The sequence below is a fragment of the Ekhidna sp. genome, assembly GCF_039960695.1.
Classification (GTDB): Bacteria; Bacteroidota; Bacteroidia; order Cytophagales; family Cyclobacteriaceae; genus Ekhidna.
The window spans coordinates 22892-46756 of sequence record NZ_JBDVKP010000016.1 but is presented as its reverse complement, the minus strand read 5'-3'; the positions used below and the strand labels follow the sequence as shown (position 1 = coordinate 46756).

Below are 23865 nucleotides of genomic sequence, written 5' to 3'. Positions count from 1 at the left end.
CGTTTATTTGATCTTAGTTTTCTAACGGGCGTCAAAAATAAGACTTACAAGCGAACTGAACTACTGTGCAAGACCAAATCTTAATTGAACGCCAAATGCTGTAGTTGCACGCTTGTATGAACTAAGCACTTTTGGATCGGTGACGTTCCTTTCCATATAGAATGTAAAATCAAGCTGATTATTAATTTTATAAGTGATTGTAGGGCGTATTTGCCAGGTTAAGTTTCCGTTCGTTATCGTACTCTTATCATTGATTTTACGCTGAACAGTTTTACTATCTCTTACCGAAGCTGCCACTCGCATAGTCAAATCATTTTCTAATGTGAGTGTTCTGCCCTGCCATCTCCAAGGCAACTTAAAGCCTACTTTGGAATAGCCCAGATCTAGTGTGATATCATTGTTGGTGGTCTCTGTCACCTGAGCATTAGACATATTCAATGCGAGACTTCTGCTCTTCCTGAATTCCAGACGTGTTGATATATTATTCTTTGTCCGCACATTGAATCCAATTAATGGAACAAATTGCTCCGATATCATCACCTGATTGATGATATAAACTGGAACCAATCTTCCCGTGCTATCATCCCGCGCTTGTGGATAATCAAGTATGTCATTTTGTAAACCAATTAAATCTTCTCCATAGTTTAATGAGTTTGTAAAGCTGGACACACTATATGTGGAGTTGTATCCATGAGAAATAGTGAACGATGAAAAAAGCTCCGAAAGAGCTGGAATGTTTATTAAACCTGTGTAATCTATGCGCCAATTTGGAAGTGGCATTTTTGGAAATGGAGTAAGATCTGAACCATTCACATCTTTGCCCGAATATGCGGCAATAAAAGCCGGTATGAGCACATCTTGAGAGAGCGTGTCATAATCTCCATTTGAATTTACGCGATTGAGTCTTTCCCGAACATCAATTAGATTTTGCTCAAACTGTGAAAAGGCATCCGACGAGTTGTCAGCTGCGTCTTTTTGAAAAGCAGTTTTGATGGATAGAAACGAGATCGAATAGCTACCACTTCTGGACGGAGTAAGTGTTTGAAACGCTTCTTGATCATCGTCGAATCTAAAGATTTCTTGATATTGATTGTTTAATCCCCTGCTCCAGGTCAATTGTATTCTTAAATCTTTCGCTGGTTGAAGGTCAGCTTGCACATCTATATCAGTCCCGTACGTTTGTTGAAAAGGTGAATTGAGGTTTGGATTCCTAACAATCCAACCATTATTGGCAGCTTTTTGCTTAATTCCTGCATCCTGACTACCAAGTATAAATCCAATTCCTGGTGCATTAAATCCGCTATCCAATCCAAATAAAAATGCTGTCGGTTTAAAGCCTGAAAGAGATGTGCTTTCATTGATTGTATATGTTCCATTTACTGATTTAAGCATCATCAGAAATCGAAGCGCCTGACTTCCCGGACTCACGGATTCGCCCCTCCCGGGAGGGGTATTAGCATTTTTCAGAAAGGTGACTTTATTATACAATTTATTCATATCCACTTTTGGTCTAAAAGTGGTTGTGCGCTGATTATTGATGAAGTTTCCAAAGAACAAATCATCGTTAGCTAAGCTTACTGTATCACTTTGAGTACGGTTAATCGCTCCTGCAATCCATCCATAGCCAACGGTGTATCCAGCATCGACAGATAGCCAATCAGTAAAAGGAAGCTTATCCAAGGGAAGCGAATAACTCAAGCTAATATTCTGGCTAAAGTTCTTCATACGCCCTAGAGTAAAAATCTGATCCCAGATATATCGGCGCTCAAACTTGGTGTCAATATCTCCTTCAATGATGCCTTCCGGCTCGTCAATAACGGCATTTGCAGTTGCACTATATGTTAATCCAAGACTTTTTGTGATGTCCCAGCGCAAGCCATAATTACGGGCAAATGTGAAGGTTTTCTCATACAGCGGATCAACTCCTTCTGTAGTGAGCTCGTTGTTGTAATATTGGGTGAGTCGAAAATCTCTTCTCAAGGAGGTTGAAAAGGAGAAGTTGCTAGGCACCGGGGAAAAATTGATGTCTTTGATCAATGCCAGATATGGAGAAGTCAGTTTTTGAGATTCTCCAAAAGGTGTGATGCTCCATGCTGCTGGCGTGAAATTATAGTTGACACCTCCACTCACTGTTTTATTAAGTAAAGTTTGAGTACTCACGTTGCTGGACACACGATCGCTATAAGCGTAGCTAAATGAAAAGTTTTCAATGTCGTAAATCTTACTGCGTGAGTCCGTATTTACTTTTTCTTTTCTAACATTAGTAAAGTTGATACTTCGTCGGGTAGTGCGATCTTGCACTATTCTTTTGTACCGTTCACGTTCTGCGGGACTATTAATTGCTTCAAGGGACGCCTCTAACGGAACATCTGGGTCAAGTGGATCGAACTGTGGCGTGACGGTGGTCTTCTCGTAACTCACAAACATAGGCACTACAAGGCCTGTCTTATCCGGTCGCATGAATTTTTCCAAATTGAGATTGGCCGAAAGATCATACTGGGTTGTTTCGGCTCTTGATCGTTCAGAAATTCGCTGTTGTATGTTTCCAAAACCAATAGAAGTATAGCGAGTAGATGCCGAAACTGTTCCTAGATCAGCAAGCTTGGTGCTAAGTCGTGCATTGGCCGCCCATCCCGCATTGCTATCAAAATCTGTTACGCGAAGTTCATTTGCCCAAATACATACAGATTTAGCCGAACTGGATTCATCGCCTGGGTTTTTCACTCCTATCATCAGCACCTTCACTGCACTCAGGTCTGGTCTTCCTTTCACGGTAAAGGTGTACTTGCTATCGTTGGACGGAACAGAGTAAGGAATATTCTCATCAAGGTTAGCTCTATTTCGTTCAGACTTAATTCCGAGTAATTCTTTAATTGAAATGTCAATCTCATTTTCTAACGGCCAAACCTGCCTCCTCACATCCTCAATACTCCCTGTAACATCACGGGGTGTTACAATCAGTGGAACCTCCACTTCATAATAGTTTTCATCGAAATCAGTTCCTAATCTCATAAACGCCGTGACTTCATTGTCAAGAACCATGTCATTTTCATATGCTTCTGCGTGGAAGAACATTTTCATTCTTCCATAATTGATGAGGTCATAAGAAACGTTTTTATACACTGCTCGAGCATCTTTATCGTCAAGATCTTCCACGCATACCTGAAGGGACTGTTCGTTTATCCTCCGGTTTTGAGTAGTCGTATTATCAATATCTCTATCAAGGCCTGGAGGTAAAACATATCGCACACCTCCAGTGGTACTTGTACTGTTTTCTTCAATATTCACAACAGAAACTGAGAAATCTGATGTTTCTATGTTGGGTATCGCATCAAGGCCTGGCTCATTCAATGCTCGATCAAATTTTCGCCATTGACTACCTACAAGTCTCATTTGGGCAAAGCGTAACACGACTGGTGTATTCCATCCGGTCAGATACATACGTATGTATTTGATGTTTTCAAATGTCGGGCTACCTATTGGAGTGCCTACATTTTTAATTGGAATTCTGAATAAATACCAGTTAGATTCTCCATTGCCACTTTCAATCTGATCTACTATGTATTCATTTAAAACCAGATTTCCTCCTTCTGGATTTGTTAATTGATTCTTAGGTTCTAAATCAATGCGATACTCGAAGTATTCTTCTAAATCTGAAATCGTATTGTCCTGGTTTACATCTTCATTGTCTGGTAATGTAGTAGAAGCAGGAATGAAATTACCTCCTCCACCCGCAATCGGGGAATTGCGTTCCATGCCATTCCAGTTTTTGTATCGTTCGACAATTTTTGCGTCTGCTTGATCATAAAAACCATCAAGGATATACCTGAAGTTATCGGCAGAGATGTCATCTTGAACATTAAGGGTAATTCCATTTTCTTGAAGGATTAGCGATTCCTCGTCATCTTTTAATCCGTCTATACCTACATCTTGATTCTCTCTGGCACCTGGTGAATTTTCAAAAAAGTTGGTCAGGTATTGGTCTTGCGTAATCTGTCCCCACGTACTTATAGGTCCTACTTCTCCATTTGCTGGCAATCCATTTTCAAATGCATGCATATCGTCTGGGGCCACATCTTCGGACACACTTCCAAGGTTAAAGTACAATTGTCCGCCATTTGTATCTAAGCTAGCATTGTTATTGACCCTGCCATCTTTTACAACTCCGTTATCACCATTAACGAATGGATCCATCAACCAAAATTCCAGGTACTCAATATTTGTTTTATTGAAATTGACCTCATTCGTAATTGCTCGAGTCACACCTCCCCAGTTTTGCTCTGGATTTGGCAATAGATTATTGAAACTAGCTGGATTGTAATTGTATTGTCCGCGCTCTTCCGGGAAATATGCAACATCAAAAATTGGCTCATTGAAATTGACTAGTGTTTGATCTCTTTGTCGAAAGATTTCTTGAGGTAGTACCGCTCGCTCGTAATGATTTTCAAGATCTGTATCTGAAATATTGGACGGACGATTGTTGCCGCCTGCTCTATAAAAAATGCTATTATCAACAGTATACCATGCAATTTTTGCTTTCCGATAGTTATAGTTTAATCCTGAATTTCCACTTTGTGCTTCGGCAAATACGCGTGGTGTTGCTGCTAGCTTCCACGCTTGCCATCCCATGATGTTGATAGGCGTGATTGCATTCTCAAAGTCATCAATATAGGATGTGCCTTCTCCATTTACAATGTTGCTGGTCCCGGGTATTAGCTGAGCAAATTCAGCATTGAAGGTTACTGTAGAAGGTGCCTTTGTACTCACGAGTGGTAGCTTATCTACCATTTTGGTAAGGAAGCGAGATTCATTCTGATAATTAATATCAAACCCATACTTTGTATTGCTAGTTGGTTCATTTCCTACTGCATATCTGGATATTCCACCAGGTCTTTCGTTAAGATGAAGTATGGTGGCTCCAATATTGAAATTATCATTGAACCGATAATCGAAGCGTGCACCTGTGAGGGTTCTTGTTTGGAAGTTGAAAAGATCTGCTTTCTCGTACGAGATCTGAATCGTTTTTCCCGAACTAAGGATCCCTTCGTTTAGGATTCTTACACGTCCCAAATTATAATCGACTGTATAATCGAGACCTTCAGTCAAAGGAGTATTACCTGCGGTAACAAGCACAGAACCTTCTGCTATATTGATGCCGGGTAAAGTGATTTCGCTGGAAGACCCGGCAGTTAGCCTACCTGAAATAACAAACTTATTTTGAGTTGCATCCAGTTCGGCAGTTGCTTTTGGTTCATCGTAAAGGGCATCGTAAACATATTTATCTACGAGGCGTCCTTCATCCGCATCAAACTGGTCTTCCAGGGTTTGGCCAAAAGGCTCTAATACCGGAAATATAACGTTGCCATTTTGAGGGTCGATCGTTATCCCTTCTATAAAATCAAAATTTCCATCCGGTGAGCGATCGCCCGTAGGATTGAGACGGTCAAGGCTGAATATTTGAATGAGAGGTTTGTCTTTAATCTGCCTTCCTTCGTGCAATGATGGATTGTCCTGCCCCGTATTGTCGTCACGATAGATGATTCGCAACTGAAACCCCTCCTGGCTGATTTGAGCTGCATTTAGGTTGTAGACGTTTTTCATCATCAAGTTCCAGGTAGGCACCACTGTATTGATCTTGTTTGGACGAAGCATTTTTAGATAAATAACCTGATCATCAGATCGGCTTTGATAATCTTCAGTAAGCTCACCTACCTTGTAAGCTGCACCGTTAAAAGTGTACTCATAGGCAACAGCAAGTATCTCGTCACTTGCTAAGCTCCTTGTGAGTGTGATATATCCTAATTCGCGATTGATAGTATATTCAGCCTCGTCTAGTTTCCTTGCAGTCGTGACCTTTACATAGTCGGTAGAACTCTCGAAGGAAGGAAAGGTTGACTGTACGTAACTGTCCACTCCATCAGCAGATTGTGTAACCAGATTAGAAAATAGATCGTTGGCTCCATTTCTGGTCGGACCCCCACGTCCACTCCCAATGTTTGGCTCTGCTGGTCGGTAAATAACTGTACCTTCTGCAAGGTCCATGAAACCAACAATGTTTCTTGTGGTCTGAGTATCGTTATTACGATTAAGCACATATACTTCTGCACGGGTCACATTCACACCAGAAGTAATTTGAGGAAGTGTAGACAACCATTGCTCATAATTATCTCTAAAGAAATGCCCTAAAAAGAAATGTCTGTTTTCCTCATAATCAGATGCTTGCACCTCAAACTCGCGACCCTGAAAGCCGCTTTCTATCGTTAATGTCTCGTTTCTTCCTCTTTGCTGGGAAAGCACTGTGGTTACGTAGAGCTTCCCAAATTGTAGTTCAGTCTTGATGCCAAATAATGACTGTGCTCCACTCATGAGAGAGTTGGTTACTGGCATACTTACGTTTCCAATCTCGATCTTCTTTATAATCTCCTCTTCATATCCGGTATAGACGACCTTAAGATTATTTTGAAAGTCGAAGGTGTTGTTGTTATCAAAATTGGCTGTGATCTCTAGTTTCTCTCCTACTTTCCCCACAACGTTCATACTGATTTGCTGATTGAAGTTGAAAGCGCCGTTCTTTTGCTGACGAAGAGGAATTGCCGGGTTATCAATTCGTTGAAATCGTGCCCCAAAATCCAGGTTAACGAATCCATTTGGCTGAATATCAACATAACTTCCACCAAAAATTCGATCAAATACTGGGCTTATATACAATCGTGGTATCAAACTACGACCGCTCACTGCGCTCTCGCCATCCAATCCAGCTGAACGTTCCTTGAAATATTCCCTATTAAGTTGAGAATTATTGTAGCTATTAAATTCACTGAATGTCATAAATGACGCAGGTCTAAAATCCAATGCTCCAATATTTTCATATACAGAGTATGTCACTCCGGCCTCATCTGAAGTAGTATCTGGATTGAACTGCACCTGCATGTCCACTTGTGAAGGATCTCTTAAAAAGAGTGGTGACCTGGAACTTCGAAATGAAAAAGGATTGCCAAACCTATAACTAGGCTGAAAGGTTGGTTTAATGCTTGGTTCGTAGGGACCGACTGTATCATTCTTGACAGTATCCTGTTCTTGCAAGTACCCAGCATTCGCCTGAGACCAACAGCCCAAAATAAGAATCGAAAAGAGGAATCGTATATGAAGATTTACTTTCAAAAAAAGGGCTCTTAGTAGTTTGGTTTGGTTATGACCGCTTCAGCGCTTGTTTGATCAATTCTTCAAGTTTAATCTCCTCTCCGTATTCTTTCAAAATCTTGTCGACAGTTTTTTCTGCTGCTGACTTATTTATCCCTAAAGTTGTCAAAGCAGATAACGCCTCAAACCGCAGCGTATTATCAAATCTAGGCTGAATTTCTACCGATTTGTCAAGTAGTCCTTCTTTTTTCATCTTATCCTTCAATTCCAGGATAATCCGCTGTGCCGTCTTTCCTCCAATCCCTTTCACAGATTGAATGGTTTTCACGTCTTCTTGAATGATCGCTGCCTGCAACTCTTTCGCGTCTAGAGATGACAAAATCATCAATGCTGTGCTAGGTCCTACACCATTTATAGATAGCAAATCTAAAAATCGTTTTTTCTCACTTTGTTCATAAAAGCCGAAGAGTGTATGCGAATCTTCTTTGACATGAAGATAGGTTTGAATGAGCGTGTCTTCCTTATCCTTCACTTGCGAGTAGGTGATCAGGCTAATCTTCACTTCGTATCCTACACCTCCAACATCAATTACTAAGTGTGTTGGATCTTTGAAGGCTAGCCTTCCTTTTAGGTAGGTTATCATAAGCCTTCTCTTTTAGCCACTCCAGCATCTACAACGGCAATGGCAACCATATTATAAATTTCTTTTACCGAGCTACCTAACTGAAGCACTTGCACTGATTTTTTCATTCCCATAAGGATTGGTCCAATTACCTCTGCACCACCAATTTCCATTAGGGTCTTATAGGCAATATTTCCTGATTGCAAATCAGGGAATACTAGCGTATTCACACTGTGTCCTTTTAAATCACTGAATGGATACAATTCCTCAAGTAAATGTTTATTTAAGGCCACATTCGCTTGAATTTCACCATCAATGATCATTTCTGGCCATCTTTCTTTAGCAAGTTTTACGGCTTTAGCCATTTTTTCCGGCACCTCCCCTTTGGCCGATCCAAAGTTGGAGAATGAAAGTCCGGCAATTTTTGGTTCATAATCGAAGAACCTCACCGCACGATGTGTCAATCCTATGATTTCTACCAACTCTTCAGCTGTAGGATTCATGTTTACTGTGGTGTCAGCAAAGAAATAATTACCCCTTGAGGTATTCATAATATACATCCCTGCAACTCTCTTTACCCCTTCTTCCATTCCAACAATCTGCAAAGCTGGAAGTACTGTTTTAGGATAATCATTGGACAGTCCAGAAATCAACACATCAGCTTCACCTTTCTCTACCATCATCATACCAAAATACGTGCGGCTGAGCATTGCCTTTTTGGCAAGGTGCTTGGTCATCCCTTTTCGCTGACGTATAAGTGTATATTCTTTTGCGAAAGATTCCACCTTGTCCATGTGCTCATATGGATCGATGACATCACAGTCTTTTATGGCTTCTAGCTCGTGCTCTTCGATCAGTGCTTTGATGATCTTTTGCTTACCCATCAGGATCGGTGTTCCAATACCTGAGTCAAGAGTCATTTGTGCTGCTTTGAGAATATTTACATGATCTGCTTCTGCAAAAACTACTTTCTTAGGGTTTTGCCGAGCTCTGTAAACGAAGCGAGAAATTAAGCGCTGATCAATTCCTACTCGCTCCAATAGATCGTCTTCATATTTTTTCCAATCTGGAATTTGAATTCTTGCCACTCCTGAATCCATAGCTGCTTTAGCAACAGCAGGGGAAATGGTAGTAATCAAGCGAGGATCCATTGGCTTTGGAATCAGGTATTCACTGCCGAATTTGATACTTGACTTACCATATGCTTTTAACACTATATCCGGAACTTGCTCCTTAGCAAGCTCTGCTATCGCCTTGACTGCAGCTAGCTTCATCTCTTCATTGATTGCTGTAGACCGTACATCTAAAGCCCCTCTGAAAATGTATGGAAAGCCAAGCACATTATTTACCTGATTGGGATGATCAGAACGGCCGGTCGCCATTAGCACATCCTTTCTAGTACTTACGGCCAAATCATAGGCAATCTCCGGATCAGGATTTGCAAGTGCAAATACGATTGGATTATCAGCCATGGACTTCAGCATGGCTGGAGTGACTACATCTGCTATGGAAAGTCCAAGGAACATGTCTGCTCCTTTGAGGGCTTCTTCCAGGGTATCTATCTTTTTCTTAGTGGCATATTTAGATTTGATTTCATCCAGACCTTTTCTGCTCTCATTAAGGATTCCTTTACTATCTGCCATGAGGATGTTCTCTTTTTTCGCTCCCAGAGAAACATAAAGATTAGTGCAAGCGATAGCTGCAGCACCCGCACCACTCACAACGATCTTAAGATCACCGATTTTTTTACCTACTACTTCAAGTGCATTGAGTAATGCAGCGCTTGAAATTATGGCGGTTCCGTGCTGGTCGTCGTGCATGATAGGAATGCTCATCTCTTCACGCAACGTTTGCTCAATTTTAAAACTTTCAGGAGCTTTAATATCCTCTAGATTGATTCCGCCAAATGTGGGCTCAAGTGATTTTACTATTTCTATGAATTTATCCGGATCTTCTTCATTTATCTCAATGTCGAAAACATCAATTCCAGCAAATTTCTTAAAAAGAACTCCCTTACCTTCCATTACTGGCTTTGAAGCTTCAGGACCAATATTGCCCAACCCAAGCACTGCTGTACCATTAGAAATTACGCCAACCAGGTTACCCTTGGCAGTATACTTATAGACATCTTCCGGATTATTAGCTATTTCCTTGCATGGTTCTGCGACTCCTGGAGAGTAGGCAAGCGCCAAATCATGCTGTGAACTCACCGATTTAGTAGAGTTTACTTCAATCTTTCCTGCTGGCTTGTTTGAATGATATTCTAATGCCTCCTTAGGCCTTATTTTGGTTGTACTCATCCTCTATTGATTAATGTTGATTTTGGATAGATTATCCAATCATCAAAGGTGACCAACTAAAAAGGAATAACCAATTATTCGAATGGATTAAGATGCATCTTTTGATGCCTTGAGATCATCTGCCGTTTTGAAAGTGGAAAGGATTGCTTCTAATTCTCGTACTAATTTCTTCTTTCTAGTTCCAGGTGAATCAACATATCCCTCAACATAATATATTACTCCACTTTCTTCATCTACGATGGTGTAACTAAGGAATGGTCCTCCTCTTGAATTATCACTAATTTTCCAAAGGCCACGTGCTTCTACTGCAAAATGTCCATTGAAGTTTACACGCTCTGTGAAAACTGGAATAATTTCCTGACGCTGGATGTATACATCTTGATTTTCCCCATCATACAGATTTTGCTTTGTGATTTTATCTCTTAATTCCGCAATTTCATTGAAAATCCTACGATCTCTATACGGCTCATAATATATGAAGATGCTTTGCTCGGTCTGGGCATCCATCTTTCGCAACCATACGAAATTTTTTAAGTCCCTCGCTTTCTCCCAACCAAATGGAATGGTTATTGAGACCTTGTGATTTTCCTCTATTCTAGCTGCGAGTTGTTTTTGGGTGCTATTAAAAAGTTGACCTTTAATAATCTCTCGTGCAGACGTCTCAAAATATTCACGAATTGCCGATCTGTTGTAATTTATTTTTTGAGACAGAAGTTCTTCAGTAGAGGAGAAAAGAAATAATACGGTCTGACCCTTTGCAAAAAGATCTTTTTGTGCCCGCATAAATATAGATGTGTCTCGTTTGATCTGATTGAGCGATTGATCAGTGAAAAATTGCTGCAACACCCTGCTATCAGATGTTTTGCTATCCAAAGTCATTACAAACACCATGTTTTTTGCCGACTTGAGCACAGAATTTAATCTTCTCGGATTCACCTTACTTACATTGAAAAGCGATTCATCTTGAGGGAGGCCTAGCATTGGAGACATGAAGGTCTTTCTAAGTTCGGCACCAACACCTAAAGAGTCAACCCATTGTGTAGAGTCTACAACGAGGATAATCTCATCGGCCTCTCCACGAGCAGTTGGCAACAAATCCTTTCTTCTGCTTTCTTTTGACGCCTCACTACATCCGAATGCGATAACAATAAATAGAAGTATAATTCTGTACATAAAATCTGATTTTATTTGATCATGATCTAGCAAAAACTATTCCCTTGATCCAAACTTAGAAACTTTGGGTAATATGACGATTGATTCAGTTTGGAATAACAAGTGATTGCCCTGGTTTAATCGTGTTTGAAGTCAACTTATTCGCTTGCTTCAGTTTTTCAATACTTGTGTTGTTGTTTTTACTAATACTCCACAAAGAATCGCCATATTTCACTGTGTACGTCTTTCCTCCGGAGATTGAAGATGGAGGACTAGGAACAGGTTTTGGTTTTGTCTCTGAGGCAGAAGCAGTGTATAAATTTTTGGTGTTTGAATTGTATGTTGGTAGCACCCAAATACTTAAACGCTGCCCCACTCTTATGAGATTTCCACGCAATCTATTCCATGATCTTATATCAGAAACACGCACTCCGTATTGTCTGGCAATGGTACCTAACACATCACCACTTCTTACTCGATAATAGAGCCTTTCTCTTCCATACGTACTTCCGGGAGTGTTTCTAGCCAGGTAATCCAAATGTTCCTTTCCCACTTTTGACGCTGTGTCATACAGGTGAGTTCTATTGGCAACAATTTCTTCTTTCCACTCTATGGGTATGTTTAGTGCGAAATTTCGAGTCCCTTCGGGCAAGGCACCGCGCTTAATTTGAGGGTTCCAAAGCAGTATATCATCCAAGCAAAGTCCGAGTTGATTGCAGAACGTTTCTACATGAAAATATTGAGAGATCATGATTGTATCCATCTCGGGATAGAAAATCTCAGGTTGCTCTTCAAATCCATGCTCTTCAAGGTGATTGAATAGGTAGGTGATTGCCACAAATTGTGGCACGTATGATCTTGTTTCGCGAGGTAAGTAGCGATAGATATCCCAAAACTCTCTTTTATAACCACTTCTACGAATCGCTTTTCTCACATTCCCTGGACCACAGTTATAAGCTGCAAGTGCCAGCTCCCAGCTGTCAAACATTCGATAGAGATCTTTCAAATGTCGAGCAGCCGCGTCAGTAGCTTCTACCGGATCCATTCGATCATCAAGATACCAATTGCTATGTAGTCCGTACATCTTACCAGTTGAGGAGATGAACTGCCACAACCCAACAGCATTGGCTCTTGAAATGGCATTTGGTCGTAATCCCGATTCAACTATTGCTAGATATTTGAGCTCATCTGGCATATTGTGACGAGCAAGTGTTTCTGAGAAGAGCGGAAAATAAAGCTCTTTTTTTAGAATAATGTCTCGTGTATATTCTCGATCCTTGATGGCGAAATAGTCAATAAATGCCATCACGCGCTCATTAAAGATCAAAGGAACCTCATTTTCAATGCAGCCCATCCGGTCCGCAATCTCATCGTATGTGTTGTCAGGGATCACTTCTGTGAGTTGAAAATCCTGACCTTTCCCCACTAATGAAATGAATATAATCCCTATCAGGAACCATTTTCGTGTCATGTTCTATCTATTTTGATCTTTGAAAGTAATGATTTGATTTGAAATATCAAGTAATTCCAGCTCATTAAAGCTTTTTGACATTAGTTGAACGCCAATTGGTAAGCCTGTGTTGTCTGTGCCCATTGGTATAGAAATCGCTGGTATTCCGGCAACATTTGCCTGAACTGTGAATAGATCTTCCAGATACATTTGAATGGGGTCATCATTTAATTCTCCGATTTTAAATGCGGTAGTTGGAGTGGTTGGAGATATGATGAAATCGTACTGATCTAACAGTGTATTAGTTTCCTCCTGAATCAGTTTTCGCACTTTTTGTGCCTTGGTATAATAGGCATCATAATAGCTAGCGCTCAATACGAAAGTTCCGGTCATTATTCTTCGTCTCACTTCTTCCCCAAAACCTTCTGATCTACTGTTAGTGTACATTTCGCTAAGCTCACTACCATCTGCTCGTTTTCCATATCTTACTCCATCATATCGAGATAAATTGGAGCTTGCTTCCGCAGCAGTGAGCACATAATAGGTTGGCAATACATATTCCAAAAATGACATTCGAACGCCTTCTACTCTATGTCCTATTTCTTTAAGATTGCTGATTGTTTGAAGCGTCTTTTTTTTGATCTCCTCATTGAGTCCATAATGTTCTAGCGTCTCATGTAAATAAGCGACGCTATACTTCTTATTTGAATGGAAGGATGAAAATTTAGGAACCGACTTTTGTGAGACTGTACTGTCCCATTCATCAGCACCAGCCATCACTTCAAGAATCAGAGCTGCATCTTCAATGCTTTTCGAAAAAATTCCGACAGTGTCGAATGAGCTTGCATAAGCGGCCAATCCAAATCTTGAAATCCGGGAATATGTTGGCTTTAGTCCAATTACGCCACAAAAAGCTGCTGGTTGCCTGACCGATCCACCTGTATCTGATCCAATGGAAACGAGACACATATCTGCCGCCACGGCTGCCGCAGAGCCGCCTGAAGAACCACCAGGTACTCGCGTTTCATCTATAGGATTTTTGCAACTGCCAAATGCGGAATTCTCATTGGATGAACCCATCGCAAATTCATCACAATTTTGATGGCCAATAATTATAGCATCTTCATCAATCAATCGTTGAACACAAGTTGCCGTAAACTGTGATTCAAAATTTTCAAGAATATTACTTGCGCATTGAAGTCTATGATTTGCGTATGCAAAAACATCTTTTATACCAACAATCAGCCCGGCTAATTTTCCAGCCGAATTTTTCTGAATTTTATCATCAATAACCCTGGCGTGCTGTAATGCTTCATCGCCATAAACAGAAAGGAAGGCATTGAGCCTTCCGTTTTTGTCATTGATGTTGTTCAGGTAGTGCTGAGTAAGTGTGGAAACGGTGAGTTTCCCAGCGTCGATCTCTGATCTTATTTCAGAGAGTAATTGAAAGTTTTTCAAGGTTTTAAGCCTTTTTTTCCTCGCTGGAACCTTCGTTTATTTCGTTCTTGATTTCCTTGGTCGCATCCTTAAACTCTCTGATGCCTTTCCCCATGCCTCTCGCGATTTCAGGTATTTTTTTCGCTCCGAAAAAAATGATAATGAAAAGAGCGATAATGATCATCTCAGTCCACCCTGGCATTGCAAATAATAATGATGTATGCATTGCTTTTTAAATTTTAGATTACAAAGATAAGTATTTAGAAACGGAGCATTGAGCAATAAGGTGACATTTTATTTCACTTCATTGCCAGCCAATTTTCCGGATTGAGCTTTGTGGTCCCTTTATATACCTGAAATTCTAATTCAGATATTCCGTCACGATCTGTATAGACTTCTCCAATAATGTCATTTGCCCTTACTTTTTGACCTTTCTTAACATTGATATTTTTGAGCTGTGCATAGACAGTGAGGTATGAACCGTGCCTAATTACCACAACGTTATTCTTGCCAGGGATTGTGCCAATTAGTGTGACTTCACCATCAAATACTGCTTTTACTTGTGAATCTTTCTCTGTTTGTATTCCAACACCATCATTCACAACTGTAATTCGCTTTAAAACAGGATGCGGTTGCTTTCCAAACTTTGATGCAATAAAACCTGATCCAACCGGCCATGTGAGGCTATTTTTTTTTGATTCGAACAATCGTGTCAACTCAGCAGCACTGGCGGCTTCTGCGGTTGATGCAGTAGATGTTTTCTTTGCTTCATCCTCAATAATGCTAGCAATAAGGGTGTTTAATCTAGCATTGGCTGCCTTCCTGTCTTCTACCTCCTTCCGGAGTTGACGTTCCTTTTTAGTCAATTGGGCAACTAAAATAGACTGTTTCTTTTTAGAGTTTGCCAGTTTTCTACTTTCACGTACCTGTTGATTTAACAATCGCTGTTGTTCGGCGCGCTTAGCCTCTACTTTGCTTCTTTGATCATTGAGTTCCTTGGTCACCACTTCAATTTGTTCGGCTTGTAATCTCCGGGCTTTGGCGTATTGTTCAAGGTATTTTAAGCGTTGTATGAGTTGATTAAAGTTTCTCGCTGAGAACAAGAACATGAGTCGGCTATTGCCTCTATTTGCTTTATAAGATGAGTAAATCTGAGCAGCATATTCTTCTTTCAAGAATTTTAGATCACCTTGTAATGACGAAACTACGATACGCAAATCCGTAATTTCATTATCAAGGATTCTGATTTCCGAACCAATCGATCGTATTAAAGACTCACGTGCGTTGATTTGCTGATTTAATGCCTGAAGCTGCCCTAGTGTAGCTTTTTTCTCATCTGCAGTTTCATTTAAGATCCGTTCTGCCTCGGCGATTTTTCGAAGGTTCTCTTTCTTTTCCTGCTCTAATTGACTTTTTGTTTTTTGACCAAATGTGTCAAAACTTAAGAATGCTAGCATAAAAAAGAATGCTACGAAGTGAAGATTACTTCTTCTCATACTTATTGGGTACGGAGTAAGGAAAGCTAATAGGTCCGTCTTCAATGACCATCTTACTGTAGGAAATTTCAACCTCTGTATTCGGTTTATTGTTAGCTTCATAGTCAATAACTGCCGAAATCTCATTTGGAAATATCTGACTGTTCACTAAGATAAAATCACTGTAATTTACTGAAATCGTGTTTCTTGTGTCTTCATCGTAAACTTGAACCTTTTCCAGCTTCATAGTTGAGGCGCCTATATAGTTTTGATAAAGATATACACCTTTTGAAGCTGTGTAAGTAAAATAACTGTCCATCTTTTCAACACGCTGCTTTTGATAAGGCTCTACCAGGTTCCCTAAAATTACGGATTGAATCATCTGAAAGTTGAAATCAAAGTCATACTCAATTGAAAGATCTTGGAATGAATATTCGTAATAGTGCTTATTCAGTTTATCCAATACAAAGACGTTTTCTGTATTTATTAATACTCGAGCTACTTCGATTCCTAAACCTGGTGTAATAGAAATCCAGATGAGGCTGTCTTTTTTGATTCTAAAATTTGCTGTGGCAGAGACACTCTTTTCTCCATCATCGAAGGTGAATTTCGCTTTTGCTGACATGTAGTCAAATACTGGGTCTACAACTTCAAGTTTATCCTTCTTTTTACCAAAAATGGCGCCTGACTTCCTATTGCATGATCCAAGGCCAATCATTCCCACAAGGCACACTATTATGAACTTATTCATACAGCTTTCTATCTGAAATTTTCTTACCTATTAATTCGGAAGCACTTCCTAAGTCACGAGCTCTTTCCCATTGCTTTATAGCTTCCTCAACCTCTCCCAACTGGAAGAGTACATCTCCGTAGTGTTCAATCACTGTGCCATCTTCATCCAATGTGGCTGCCTTTTCAAGAAAATTTCGTGACTCTTTATATTTTCCGGTGGTATAAAGAACCCAACCATGAGTATCTAAATATGTAGGATTATTCGGGTGCTGCTCTACCAATCGGGTAGACATCTCAAGTGCTTTATCCAAATTCTTGTTCTCAAGAGAAAGGTAATAGCTGTAATTGTTCAGGACGTGATCATTATTTGGCCCATTTTCAAGCGCTTTGTCATACGCCTGATACGATTTTTCATTTTCTTGAAGTCCATTGTAGGCATCTCCTAGCTGCCCATAAAACACTGTTAGAAGGTTTGGATCAACTGTATATTTTCTACCCTGATCTAACATTCGAACCGCCTTTCTGTAGTCATTGTTGATCAAATGCCCCGTACCGGCAAAATAGTAGAGAAGGGCTTGATTGGGGAAATATTCAAGTGCTCTTTCCGCATGAATCACTACACTATCATATTGGTTTAAATCTGCTTCAACATTCAAAATATTTTGCCATACCGAATAGTTTGAGGCATTTAATCTTACTGCTCTGAGGTAATAGTTTACAGCATCCTGACTTTTCCCATCTTGATAGAGCATGTCACCTACGAAGGCTTGCGCCTTGAATTCATCTTGATACTGATCAGCCAATTGAATAGCAATTTGGGTGAGTTTGCCCCTTATCTCCGCATCTGGACTCATAACCAAATAGTTGGAGATAATTTGAAACTTGGCATTAAAATCAATGGAATTGGTCTCAAATGCTTTACTCAGTAGCTTAATAGAACTTTCACGATCTCCTTTCATCCAAGCTAATTCGCTTTTCATCATGGTTATTCTGGATGAGAATGATTCTGTTGCCTCGTAATCTGTTATTGCTTCTTCGGCTCGGTTGAGTCGCTTATTTTGAATCAGGAAATTAATGAGTTCAGCTTTGTATGAAGATTCGTTTGGATAGGCATCTATGAGTTTGTCATATTCCGCAATGACATCATCAAGCTTACCTTCTTTCATATAGATGCGCTGCTTTTCGCGTGTGATTTCCTCCTTGACTCCAAGTTGAGCTTCGATTTGATTAAAGATTCGAAACATTTCATCTCTGCGGCCAGTAAGCTGATACAACTCTGCCAGCTCGTAAAGGGCATTTTCTTCGGAAGGAAAGAATTCAAGAAGTCCTTCATATGTTTTTGCAGCATCCATATAAAATCCTATCGATTGATAGATGCGTGCGAGACCGAGGCGGTAGTACTTATTCCTGGGATCGAGCTCTATGGCTTTAAGTCCATATGGTAACGCCTTTTGACCTTCATTGCTTTTTGCCAGAACTTCAGCAATTTTAAAATTAGTAGCTGCACTTTCGGTATTCATACCGAGTGCAACATTAAAGTTCTCTAAAGCTTTGGCATAATTTTCCAGAATCAATTGCTTTTCAGCTTCGACCAAAACCCCCTCGAGCTTAAGTGAATCCTCTTGTGTTAAAGGAATAATCACATCCTTCTTTTTCCTTTGAGATAAAGATAAAAGGGATGTTAGGAGAAGTACTGAAAATAAAACTATTCGCATCAATCTTACCATTCGCTGTAATCACCTATACTCACTGATTTGGGCTGACCATCCAAATTAACGAAGTTTCCAATCATTGAGTTGGTTAAATCAACGTCAACAAGTGACGTGTTATTTTGGATGAGTGATTCACTGAGCTTAGAGTTACTAATCTTACAGTTTTTTCCAATTGAAACATTAGGTCCAATAGTAGAGTTCGAAATTTCCGTCTCCTCCCCTATAAATACCGGTTCAATAATTTTACAATTTTCGATTTTTGCACTTTTTGCAATAAGGTTTTCTCCTTTCAAAAATCCGAGATATCTTGAATTTGACTGAACAGTAATCGCTTTATTTCCACAATCCAACCATTCATTTACTGTGCCAATCGTGAAATTGGTGCCTTTATTTTTCAGGTTTTCCAACGCCATTGTCAATTGAAATTCTCCACCGCCACGGATATCGTTCGAAATCAAATAGTCTATTTCAGATCTGAGATCTTCCCCCTTTTTGAAGTAATAGATCCCTATAATTGCCTGATCGGAAACGAAATCCTTTGGTTTCTCCACAAAATCAGTGATTACTCCTTCTTCATTTGTCTTAACAACACCAAAAGCGCTTGGGTCCTCTATTTGTTTGGTCCAAATAATTCCATCATCCTCTGGGTTCAGTTTAAAATCAGCTCTAAATAATGTATCGGAGAATGCAACTGTCACTTTTCCATCCAGTATTTCATTGGCGCAAGCTATTGCGTGGGCTGTCCCTTCCGCCGTTGCCTGAACATAAAAATGTGCTTCAGCACCCACTTTCTTAGCGATTTCCCTTAGCTCATTTTTAATCTCATCATCAAAATCTCCAATGACAAATCCGATCTTTTCAATCTTTTCTGGAGTCACATCAGCAATATCTTCAACCAGCCGTTGGACAATGGGTTTACCCGCAATCGGAATTAAAGGCTTTGGAATAGTCAAGGTATGTGGCCTGAGTCGCTTACCCTTTCCGGCCATCGGAATGATTAAATTCATTGAAAAAGTATTGAAAGTTAGCTATTTAGCTTTGAATTTTTGGAATGATCTTCTTTCTAAAATAAGCGGCAAAGTTAGGAAGATTAAGACGATCAAAACGGCCTTCAGTACTGATTGTTGCGATAGTTCATTGATTAATATGCCCAAACCTGCAAAACTTATATAACTCATGACCTTATGTAGCTGATATGGAATGGGGTAATGCTTTGCTCCCCACACATAAGAAATCACAACCATAAGCAAGTAGGATGCAAATGTTGCAATGGCTGACCCCATATAACCCATTTGCGGTATAAGTAGCCAGTTGAGAATGAAAGTGCTACTGGCTCCAATTAAACTTATATAAGCTCCGTAAAGTGTTTTATCGGTCAATTTGTACCATAGCGACAGATTGTAAAAAACTCCTAAAAACAATCCACCACCAAGCAACCAGGGTACAGCATCTAGTGCCATGAGGTAACTTTCCTGTCTTAAGAAAATAGGTGCATAATAAGGCATAAATAAGCATAGTATTAGCCAGCTGAATGCCGTAAATAGTACAAACCAAGTCATTACCTTACTGAAAAGCTGAGGTGAATTTTTTTCTTTAGCCTGAGTAAAAAAGAATGGTTCGAAGGCATATCTGAATGCCTGAACCGCAAGCGTCATAAAGACAGAGAGCTTGTAGCATGCTCCGAAGATTCCAAGAATTTCAAGATTCGAATACCCCTCATAAAAGCCTTCCGGTAGTCTGTACTTCAATATTGCCCTACTTAGCATTTCATTAGTGACACCAGCAAATCCAATAATTAATACAGGCCAGGCATACTTCATCATTCGCCTCCATTCAGCATTATTGAAATTGAGTTTCAGTTTAAACCAGTCCGGAATAAAAAATACTAAGTATAGCCCGTTTGCGATGAGATTTGATAAAAACACATATCCAACTCCAAGTTGTGGATCATAGATATCTACAATAAAACTATCAGGGTTAGCATCCAGTATCACTGGACACCACAGAATAAAGAACAGGTTGAGTAAAATATTTACTCCAATGTTAGAAAGTTTGAAGATGGCAAAATGATTGGCTTTTCCTACTTGTCTTAATCTCGCAAACGGAATAGCTACAATTGCATCTATCGCAAGAATAGCTGCAAGCCATTCAATGTAGTGAGCTTTGTCAGGATATTGCAATAGGTCAGCAATCACATCAGAAAAAAGCCAGATTGTCCCGGAAAAAAGAAGAGAGGAAAATAATATACTTGTGAGCGCAAGATTGAAATACTGGTCTCCGTTTTCCTTGGAGGAGAATCTAAAATAAGCTGTTTCTAATCCGTATATATAAAGAATGTTAAGAAACGCAACATAAGCGTAGAGTTCAGTAACTATGCCATATTCTGAAGGAAGAAATACAGAGGTGTAAAGTGGAACCAGCAGGTAATTTAACATTCGTCCAAGCACACTGCTTAAACCATAAACTGCTGTCTGGCTGGCGAGTTTTCTAAGAATCGACAAGGATTATTCGCCTTTAAAGTCAGCTTTTCTTTTTTCTAAAAATGCAGCAACTCCTTCTTTGAAATCCTCAGTACCAAAACATCCCGCAAAAGCATTTGCCTCTGTTTGATATCCATTGACGCCTGTTTCATAATATGCATTTACAGAATCGATTACAAGACCAATCGCTATCGGTGCTTTGGAGGCAATTTTCTGTAAGAGGTCTACAGCTTTTGCTTGTGCCGCAGCTTTATCAGCTTCTACATAATTAGCCAATCCCAATTGCTCTGCTTTATCTGCTGAAATCATATCGGCGCTCATTAGAAATTCAAATGCTCGTCCTTTTCCTATCAGCTGGGTAAGCCGTTGCGTACCTCCATACCCTGGAATCAAACCTAGATTTACTTCAGGTTGTCCAAACTTAGCCGTGCTTACCGCAACTCGCATGTGTGCGGACATGGCCAACTCACAACCTCCGCCTAATGCAAATCCATTTACTACAGCAATAACCGGTGTGTGGCAATTTTCAACGGATTGAAAAATCTCCTGACCTTCCTCTGCAAATTTTCTGGCGTGCATTTCACTCAAACCAGTAAACTCACTGATGTCTGCTCCAGCGACAAACGCTTTCTCACCCGCACCAGTCAAAATCACGCCTCTGATGTCTTTAGGATTGTCCTGAACGTATTGAAATGCATCTCTAATTTCAAGCATTGTGGCTCGATTTAGTGCATTCATTTTACTCTCTCTGTTGATGGTTATTGTAAGAATACCATCGGCTAAATCGAGTGCCAGATTTTCATATGATTCCATGGTTGCTTGGTTTTTCAGGTGGAAAGAAAGTGGAAAATTGCCTTAATCAAAAACAATTGTCTCTTTCAAATTTGTAATCATGACCTCCACTAGTTCTTTTAATCCATACGAATGTTGCCATCCCCAATTGTTTCTAGCAGGGCTATCATCAATGCTTCCTGGCCAGCTATCAGCTATCTTTTGACGAAAATCTGAATTGTAAGTGATTTCAAAATCTGGGTAATACATTTTAATCTCTTCGGCTATTTCCTTGGGAGTGAAACTCATTGCAGCCAGATTATAAGAACTTCTCACCTTTACATTTTCCGATTCAGTTTCCATAAGGTCAATTGTCGCTTTTACAGCATCATCCATATACATCATAGGAAGCATGCTATTTTCTGACAAGAAGCACTCATACGTCTCTCCAGCTATTGCCTTGTGAAAAATATCAACGGCATAGTCTGTGGTACCTCCACCAGGCAGCGCCTTATATCCTATCAATCCAGGATATCTTAAACTTCTAACATCTACCCCATACTTCTCATGGTAATACTCGCACCATCTCTCACCAGCTAATTTTGAAATACCATAAACAGTATTTGGACTCATCACGGTGTTCTGAGGAGTATTTTCTTTCGGCGTGTCTGGGCCAAAAACTGCGATAGAACTCGGCCAGTAGATTTTTTCGAGTTTATCTTTTCCAGCCTCAAGGACCGTAAGAAGACTATCCATATTTAGTTGCCACGCAAAATGAGGATTCTGTTCCCCTTTTGCTGATAACACAGCTGCTAAATGATAAACCTGAGTAATACTATGTTCTTCTAAAATGATTTGAAATGACTCCTTATTCAGAATATTAAGCTTTTCGTAAGGGCCTTCACTTAATAACTCAACTGGCTCATCAAGCAAGTCTGAGGCTATTACATTTTCTGTTCCCTTTAATTCTCTCAGTTTCAGTGTAAGCTCAGTACCAAGCTGTCCGCAGGCACCTATTATAAGGATTTTATCCATGGGGTAATGGTTATTTATTCAGGTTTAAGGATTGCAAATTTACACTGCGCTGGAAAACTAGCTTCCATTAAATTTGCCGCGATGAAGTTTGATGAATATCTGTCAAGTAAGAAAATTGATTCGAAGAAATATAAAACTGCGGAGCCTGCTCAGTATGCAGAATTTGAAAAGATATTCGATCAGGTTCACCCAGATAGCTTCACACAACAGAAACTCTTTTTGATTAATAAGATTCGCAGAGCGCATAAGCTGGAGGAGCAAGTGGAGGTGAAAAAAGCTGCTGCACCTAAAGCTATGCGACCGAAAGTAAAACCGTTAAAACCGAAAACAAGCTGATATGTACAAATCACTAAAGCCAAGACTAGAGAAAGAAATTGCAGAAATTAAGGATGCTGGACTTTACAAGCAGGAGCGTATCATAGCCTCGCCGCAATCAGCTGACATTAAGCTTCAGGATGGATCCGAGGTGATTAATTTTTGTGCCAACAATTACCTTGGACTTTCATCACATCCCAAAGTGATCGAAGCTGCTAAAAATTCGATAGATTCTCATGGTTTTGGCATGTCATCGGTTCGATTCATTTGTGGCACTCAGGATATTCACAAGGAGCTAGAACGAAAGATTTCGGAATTTCTCGGCATGGAAGATACAATTCTGTACGCCGCGGCTTTTGATGCAAATGGTGGGGTGTTTGAACCTTTGCTCGGGTCAGAGGATGCAATTATCTCTGATTCCTTGAATCACGCTTCGATCATTGATGGCGTAAGACTCTGTAAGGCGCAGCGATACAGATACAAAAACAATGACATGGCTGATTTGGAAGAACAGTTGAAAGCTGCTTCCGAAGCAAAAGTCAAAATTATCGTGACTGATGGTGTATTTTCAATGGATGGCACTATTGCTCAGCTAGACAAGATTTGTGACCTGGCAGATAAATATGATGCTTTGGTGATGACCGACGAGTGCCATTCTACCGGATTTATCGGAAAGACCGGTCGAGGAGTGCATGAATACCGAAACTGCATGGATCGTGTGGATATTATTACAGGAACTTTAGGAAAAGCACTTGGCGGAGCATCAGGAGGATTTACTGCAGCGAAAAAGGAGATTGTAGATATTCTACGTCAGCGCTCAAGACCTTACTTATTTTCTAACACACTTGCTCCTTCGATCACCGGCGCTTCTATTGCAGTGATAGATATGCTCAGTGAAACTACAGAGCTAAGAGACAAGCTAGAGGGGAATACTAAATACTTCAGAGAGCAGATGACTGCAGCCGGATTTGACATCAAACCAGGCGAGCACCCGATCGTACCTATCATGCTTTATGATGCCAAACTTTCACAAGAAATGGCAGCTAAGTTGCTCGAAAAAGGCATTTATGTGATTGGTTTTTATTTCCCGGTTGTGCCAAAGGGAGAGGCAAGAATTCGGGTTCAAATTTCTGCGGTACATGAGCAAGAACATCTTGATAAAGCAATCAAAGCATTTACTGAGGTGGGCAAGGAATTGGGAGTTTTGAAATAATCAACTAGAAAATAAGGTCCCCGCTCTGGAG

General features: G+C 40.1%; 16 protein-coding genes. 2 read left to right on the top strand and 14 right to left on the bottom strand.

Annotated elements, in window-relative coordinates:
• Window positions 1-60 precede the first annotated feature (60 nt).
• The 14 genes from sprA to ABJG98_RS09920 form a co-directional block, all read right to left on the bottom strand.
• Window positions 61-7161 carry a cell surface protein SprA gene (gene sprA, locus ABJG98_RS09985; protein WP_348279368.1) on the bottom strand — a complete coding sequence of 2367 codons (7101 nt, stop codon included), beginning with the start codon at window positions 7159-7161 and terminating at the stop codon, window positions 61-63.
• Window positions 7162-7189: 28 nt separating this feature from the next.
• Window positions 7190-7783, bottom strand: coding sequence for a Holliday junction branch migration protein RuvA (gene ruvA / locus ABJG98_RS09980; protein WP_348279367.1), 594 nt, complete (start codon window positions 7781-7783; stop codon window positions 7190-7192).
• Window positions 7780-10062: an NADP-dependent malic enzyme gene (locus ABJG98_RS09975; RefSeq protein WP_348279366.1), complete on the bottom strand. Its 2283-nt coding sequence runs from the start codon at window positions 10060-10062 to the stop codon at window positions 7780-7782. Before ABJG98_RS09975 ends, ruvA begins: the two co-directional genes overlap by 4 nt.
• 87 nt (window positions 10063-10149) lie before the next feature.
• Complete coding sequence (locus tag ABJG98_RS09970; RefSeq protein WP_348279365.1) at window positions 10150-11235, bottom strand: DUF4837 family protein; 1086 nt, start codon at window positions 11233-11235, stop codon at window positions 10150-10152.
• 85 nt (window positions 11236-11320) lie between these two features.
• Window positions 11321-12685, bottom strand: coding sequence for a LysM peptidoglycan-binding domain-containing protein (locus ABJG98_RS09965; protein ID WP_348279364.1), 1365 nt, complete (start codon window positions 12683-12685; stop codon window positions 11321-11323).
• Window positions 12686-12688: 3 nt separating this feature from the next.
• A complete protein-coding gene (gene gatA, locus ABJG98_RS09960) occupies window positions 12689-14122 on the bottom strand; it encodes an Asp-tRNA(Asn)/Glu-tRNA(Gln) amidotransferase subunit GatA (protein WP_348279363.1) in 1434 nt (477 codons plus the stop codon).
• 4 nt (window positions 14123-14126) lie between these two features.
• A complete protein-coding gene (gene tatA, locus ABJG98_RS09955) occupies window positions 14127-14327 on the bottom strand; it encodes a twin-arginine translocase TatA/TatE family subunit (RefSeq protein WP_348279362.1) in 201 nt (66 codons plus the stop codon).
• Window positions 14328-14400: 73 nt separating this feature from the next.
• Complete coding sequence (locus ABJG98_RS09950) at window positions 14401-15597, bottom strand: peptidoglycan DD-metalloendopeptidase family protein (protein WP_348279361.1); 1197 nt, start codon at window positions 15595-15597, stop codon at window positions 14401-14403.
• On the bottom strand, window positions 15584-16327 hold the full coding sequence (locus ABJG98_RS09945) for a DUF4292 domain-containing protein (RefSeq protein ID WP_348279360.1): 744 nt from the start codon (window positions 16325-16327) through the stop codon (window positions 15584-15586). The genes ABJG98_RS09950 and ABJG98_RS09945 overlap by 14 nt, the downstream gene beginning before the upstream one ends.
• Complete coding sequence (locus ABJG98_RS09940) at window positions 16320-18023, bottom strand: CDC27 family protein (protein WP_348279359.1); 1704 nt, start codon at window positions 18021-18023, stop codon at window positions 16320-16322. The genes ABJG98_RS09945 and ABJG98_RS09940 overlap by 8 nt, the downstream gene beginning before the upstream one ends.
• A gap of 5 nt (window positions 18024-18028) precedes the next feature.
• Window positions 18029-19027: a sugar phosphate nucleotidyltransferase gene (locus ABJG98_RS09935; protein ID WP_348279358.1), complete on the bottom strand. Its 999-nt coding sequence runs from the start codon at window positions 19025-19027 to the stop codon at window positions 18029-18031.
• Window positions 19028-19048: 21 nt separating this feature from the next.
• Window positions 19049-20521: an oligosaccharide flippase family protein gene (locus ABJG98_RS09930; RefSeq protein WP_348279357.1), complete on the bottom strand. Its 1473-nt coding sequence runs from the start codon at window positions 20519-20521 to the stop codon at window positions 19049-19051.
• A 3-nt stretch (window positions 20522-20524) separates the two neighbouring features.
• Entirely contained in the window at window positions 20525-21313 is a 789-nt protein-coding gene (locus tag ABJG98_RS09925; protein WP_348279356.1) for an enoyl-CoA hydratase-related protein, read from the bottom strand.
• Window positions 21314-21355: 42 nt separating this feature from the next.
• Window positions 21356-22306, bottom strand: a complete 951-nt coding sequence (locus tag ABJG98_RS09920) for an NAD-dependent epimerase/dehydratase family protein (RefSeq protein WP_348279355.1) — start codon at window positions 22304-22306, stop codon at window positions 21356-21358.
• Between the two features lie 81 nt (window positions 22307-22387).
• On the opposite strand from ABJG98_RS09920, the gene ABJG98_RS09915 reads away from it, so the two are divergent.
• Window positions 22388-22642 (top strand): hypothetical protein, encoded by a 255-nt coding sequence (locus ABJG98_RS09915; protein ID WP_348279354.1) that lies wholly within the window; start codon window positions 22388-22390, stop codon window positions 22640-22642.
• A 1-nt stretch (window position 22643) separates the two neighbouring features.
• A complete protein-coding gene (kbl, locus tag ABJG98_RS09910) occupies window positions 22644-23834 on the top strand; it encodes a glycine C-acetyltransferase (RefSeq protein WP_348279353.1) in 1191 nt (396 codons plus the stop codon).
• Window positions 23835-23865 lie beyond the last annotated feature (31 nt).

Coding starts and splice junctions, on each gene's coding strand:
- ABJG98_RS09940 (WP_348279359.1), bottom strand. CDS start 18,023: ATGCGAATAGTTTTATTTTCAGTACTTCTCCTAACATCCCTTTTATCT.
- ABJG98_RS09965 (WP_348279364.1), bottom strand. CDS start 12,685: ATGACACGAAAATGGTTCCTGATAGGGATTATATTCATTTCATTAGTG.
- ABJG98_RS09925 (WP_348279356.1), bottom strand. CDS start 21,313: ATGGAATCATATGAAAATCTGGCACTCGATTTAGCCGATGGTATTCTT.
- ruvA (WP_348279367.1), bottom strand. CDS start 7,783: ATGATAACCTACCTAAAAGGAAGGCTAGCCTTCAAAGATCCAACACAC.
- ABJG98_RS09935 (WP_348279358.1), bottom strand. CDS start 19,027: ATGAATTTAATCATTCCGATGGCCGGAAAGGGTAAGCGACTCAGGCCA.
- kbl (WP_348279353.1), top strand. CDS start 22,644: ATGTACAAATCACTAAAGCCAAGACTAGAGAAAGAAATTGCAGAAATT.
- ABJG98_RS09945 (WP_348279360.1), bottom strand. CDS start 16,327: ATGAATAAGTTCATAATAGTGTGCCTTGTGGGAATGATTGGCCTTGGA.
- tatA (WP_348279362.1), bottom strand. CDS start 14,327: ATGCATACATCATTATTATTTGCAATGCCAGGGTGGACTGAGATGATC.
- ABJG98_RS09970 (WP_348279365.1), bottom strand. CDS start 11,235: ATGTACAGAATTATACTTCTATTTATTGTTATCGCATTCGGATGTAGT.
- ABJG98_RS09915 (WP_348279354.1), top strand. CDS start 22,388: ATGAAGTTTGATGAATATCTGTCAAGTAAGAAAATTGATTCGAAGAAA.
- ABJG98_RS09950 (WP_348279361.1), bottom strand. CDS start 15,597: ATGAGAAGAAGTAATCTTCACTTCGTAGCATTCTTTTTTATGCTAGCA.
- ABJG98_RS09975 (WP_348279366.1), bottom strand. CDS start 10,062: ATGAGTACAACCAAAATAAGGCCTAAGGAGGCATTAGAATATCATTCA.
- ABJG98_RS09920 (WP_348279355.1), bottom strand. CDS start 22,306: ATGGATAAAATCCTTATAATAGGTGCCTGCGGACAGCTTGGTACTGAG.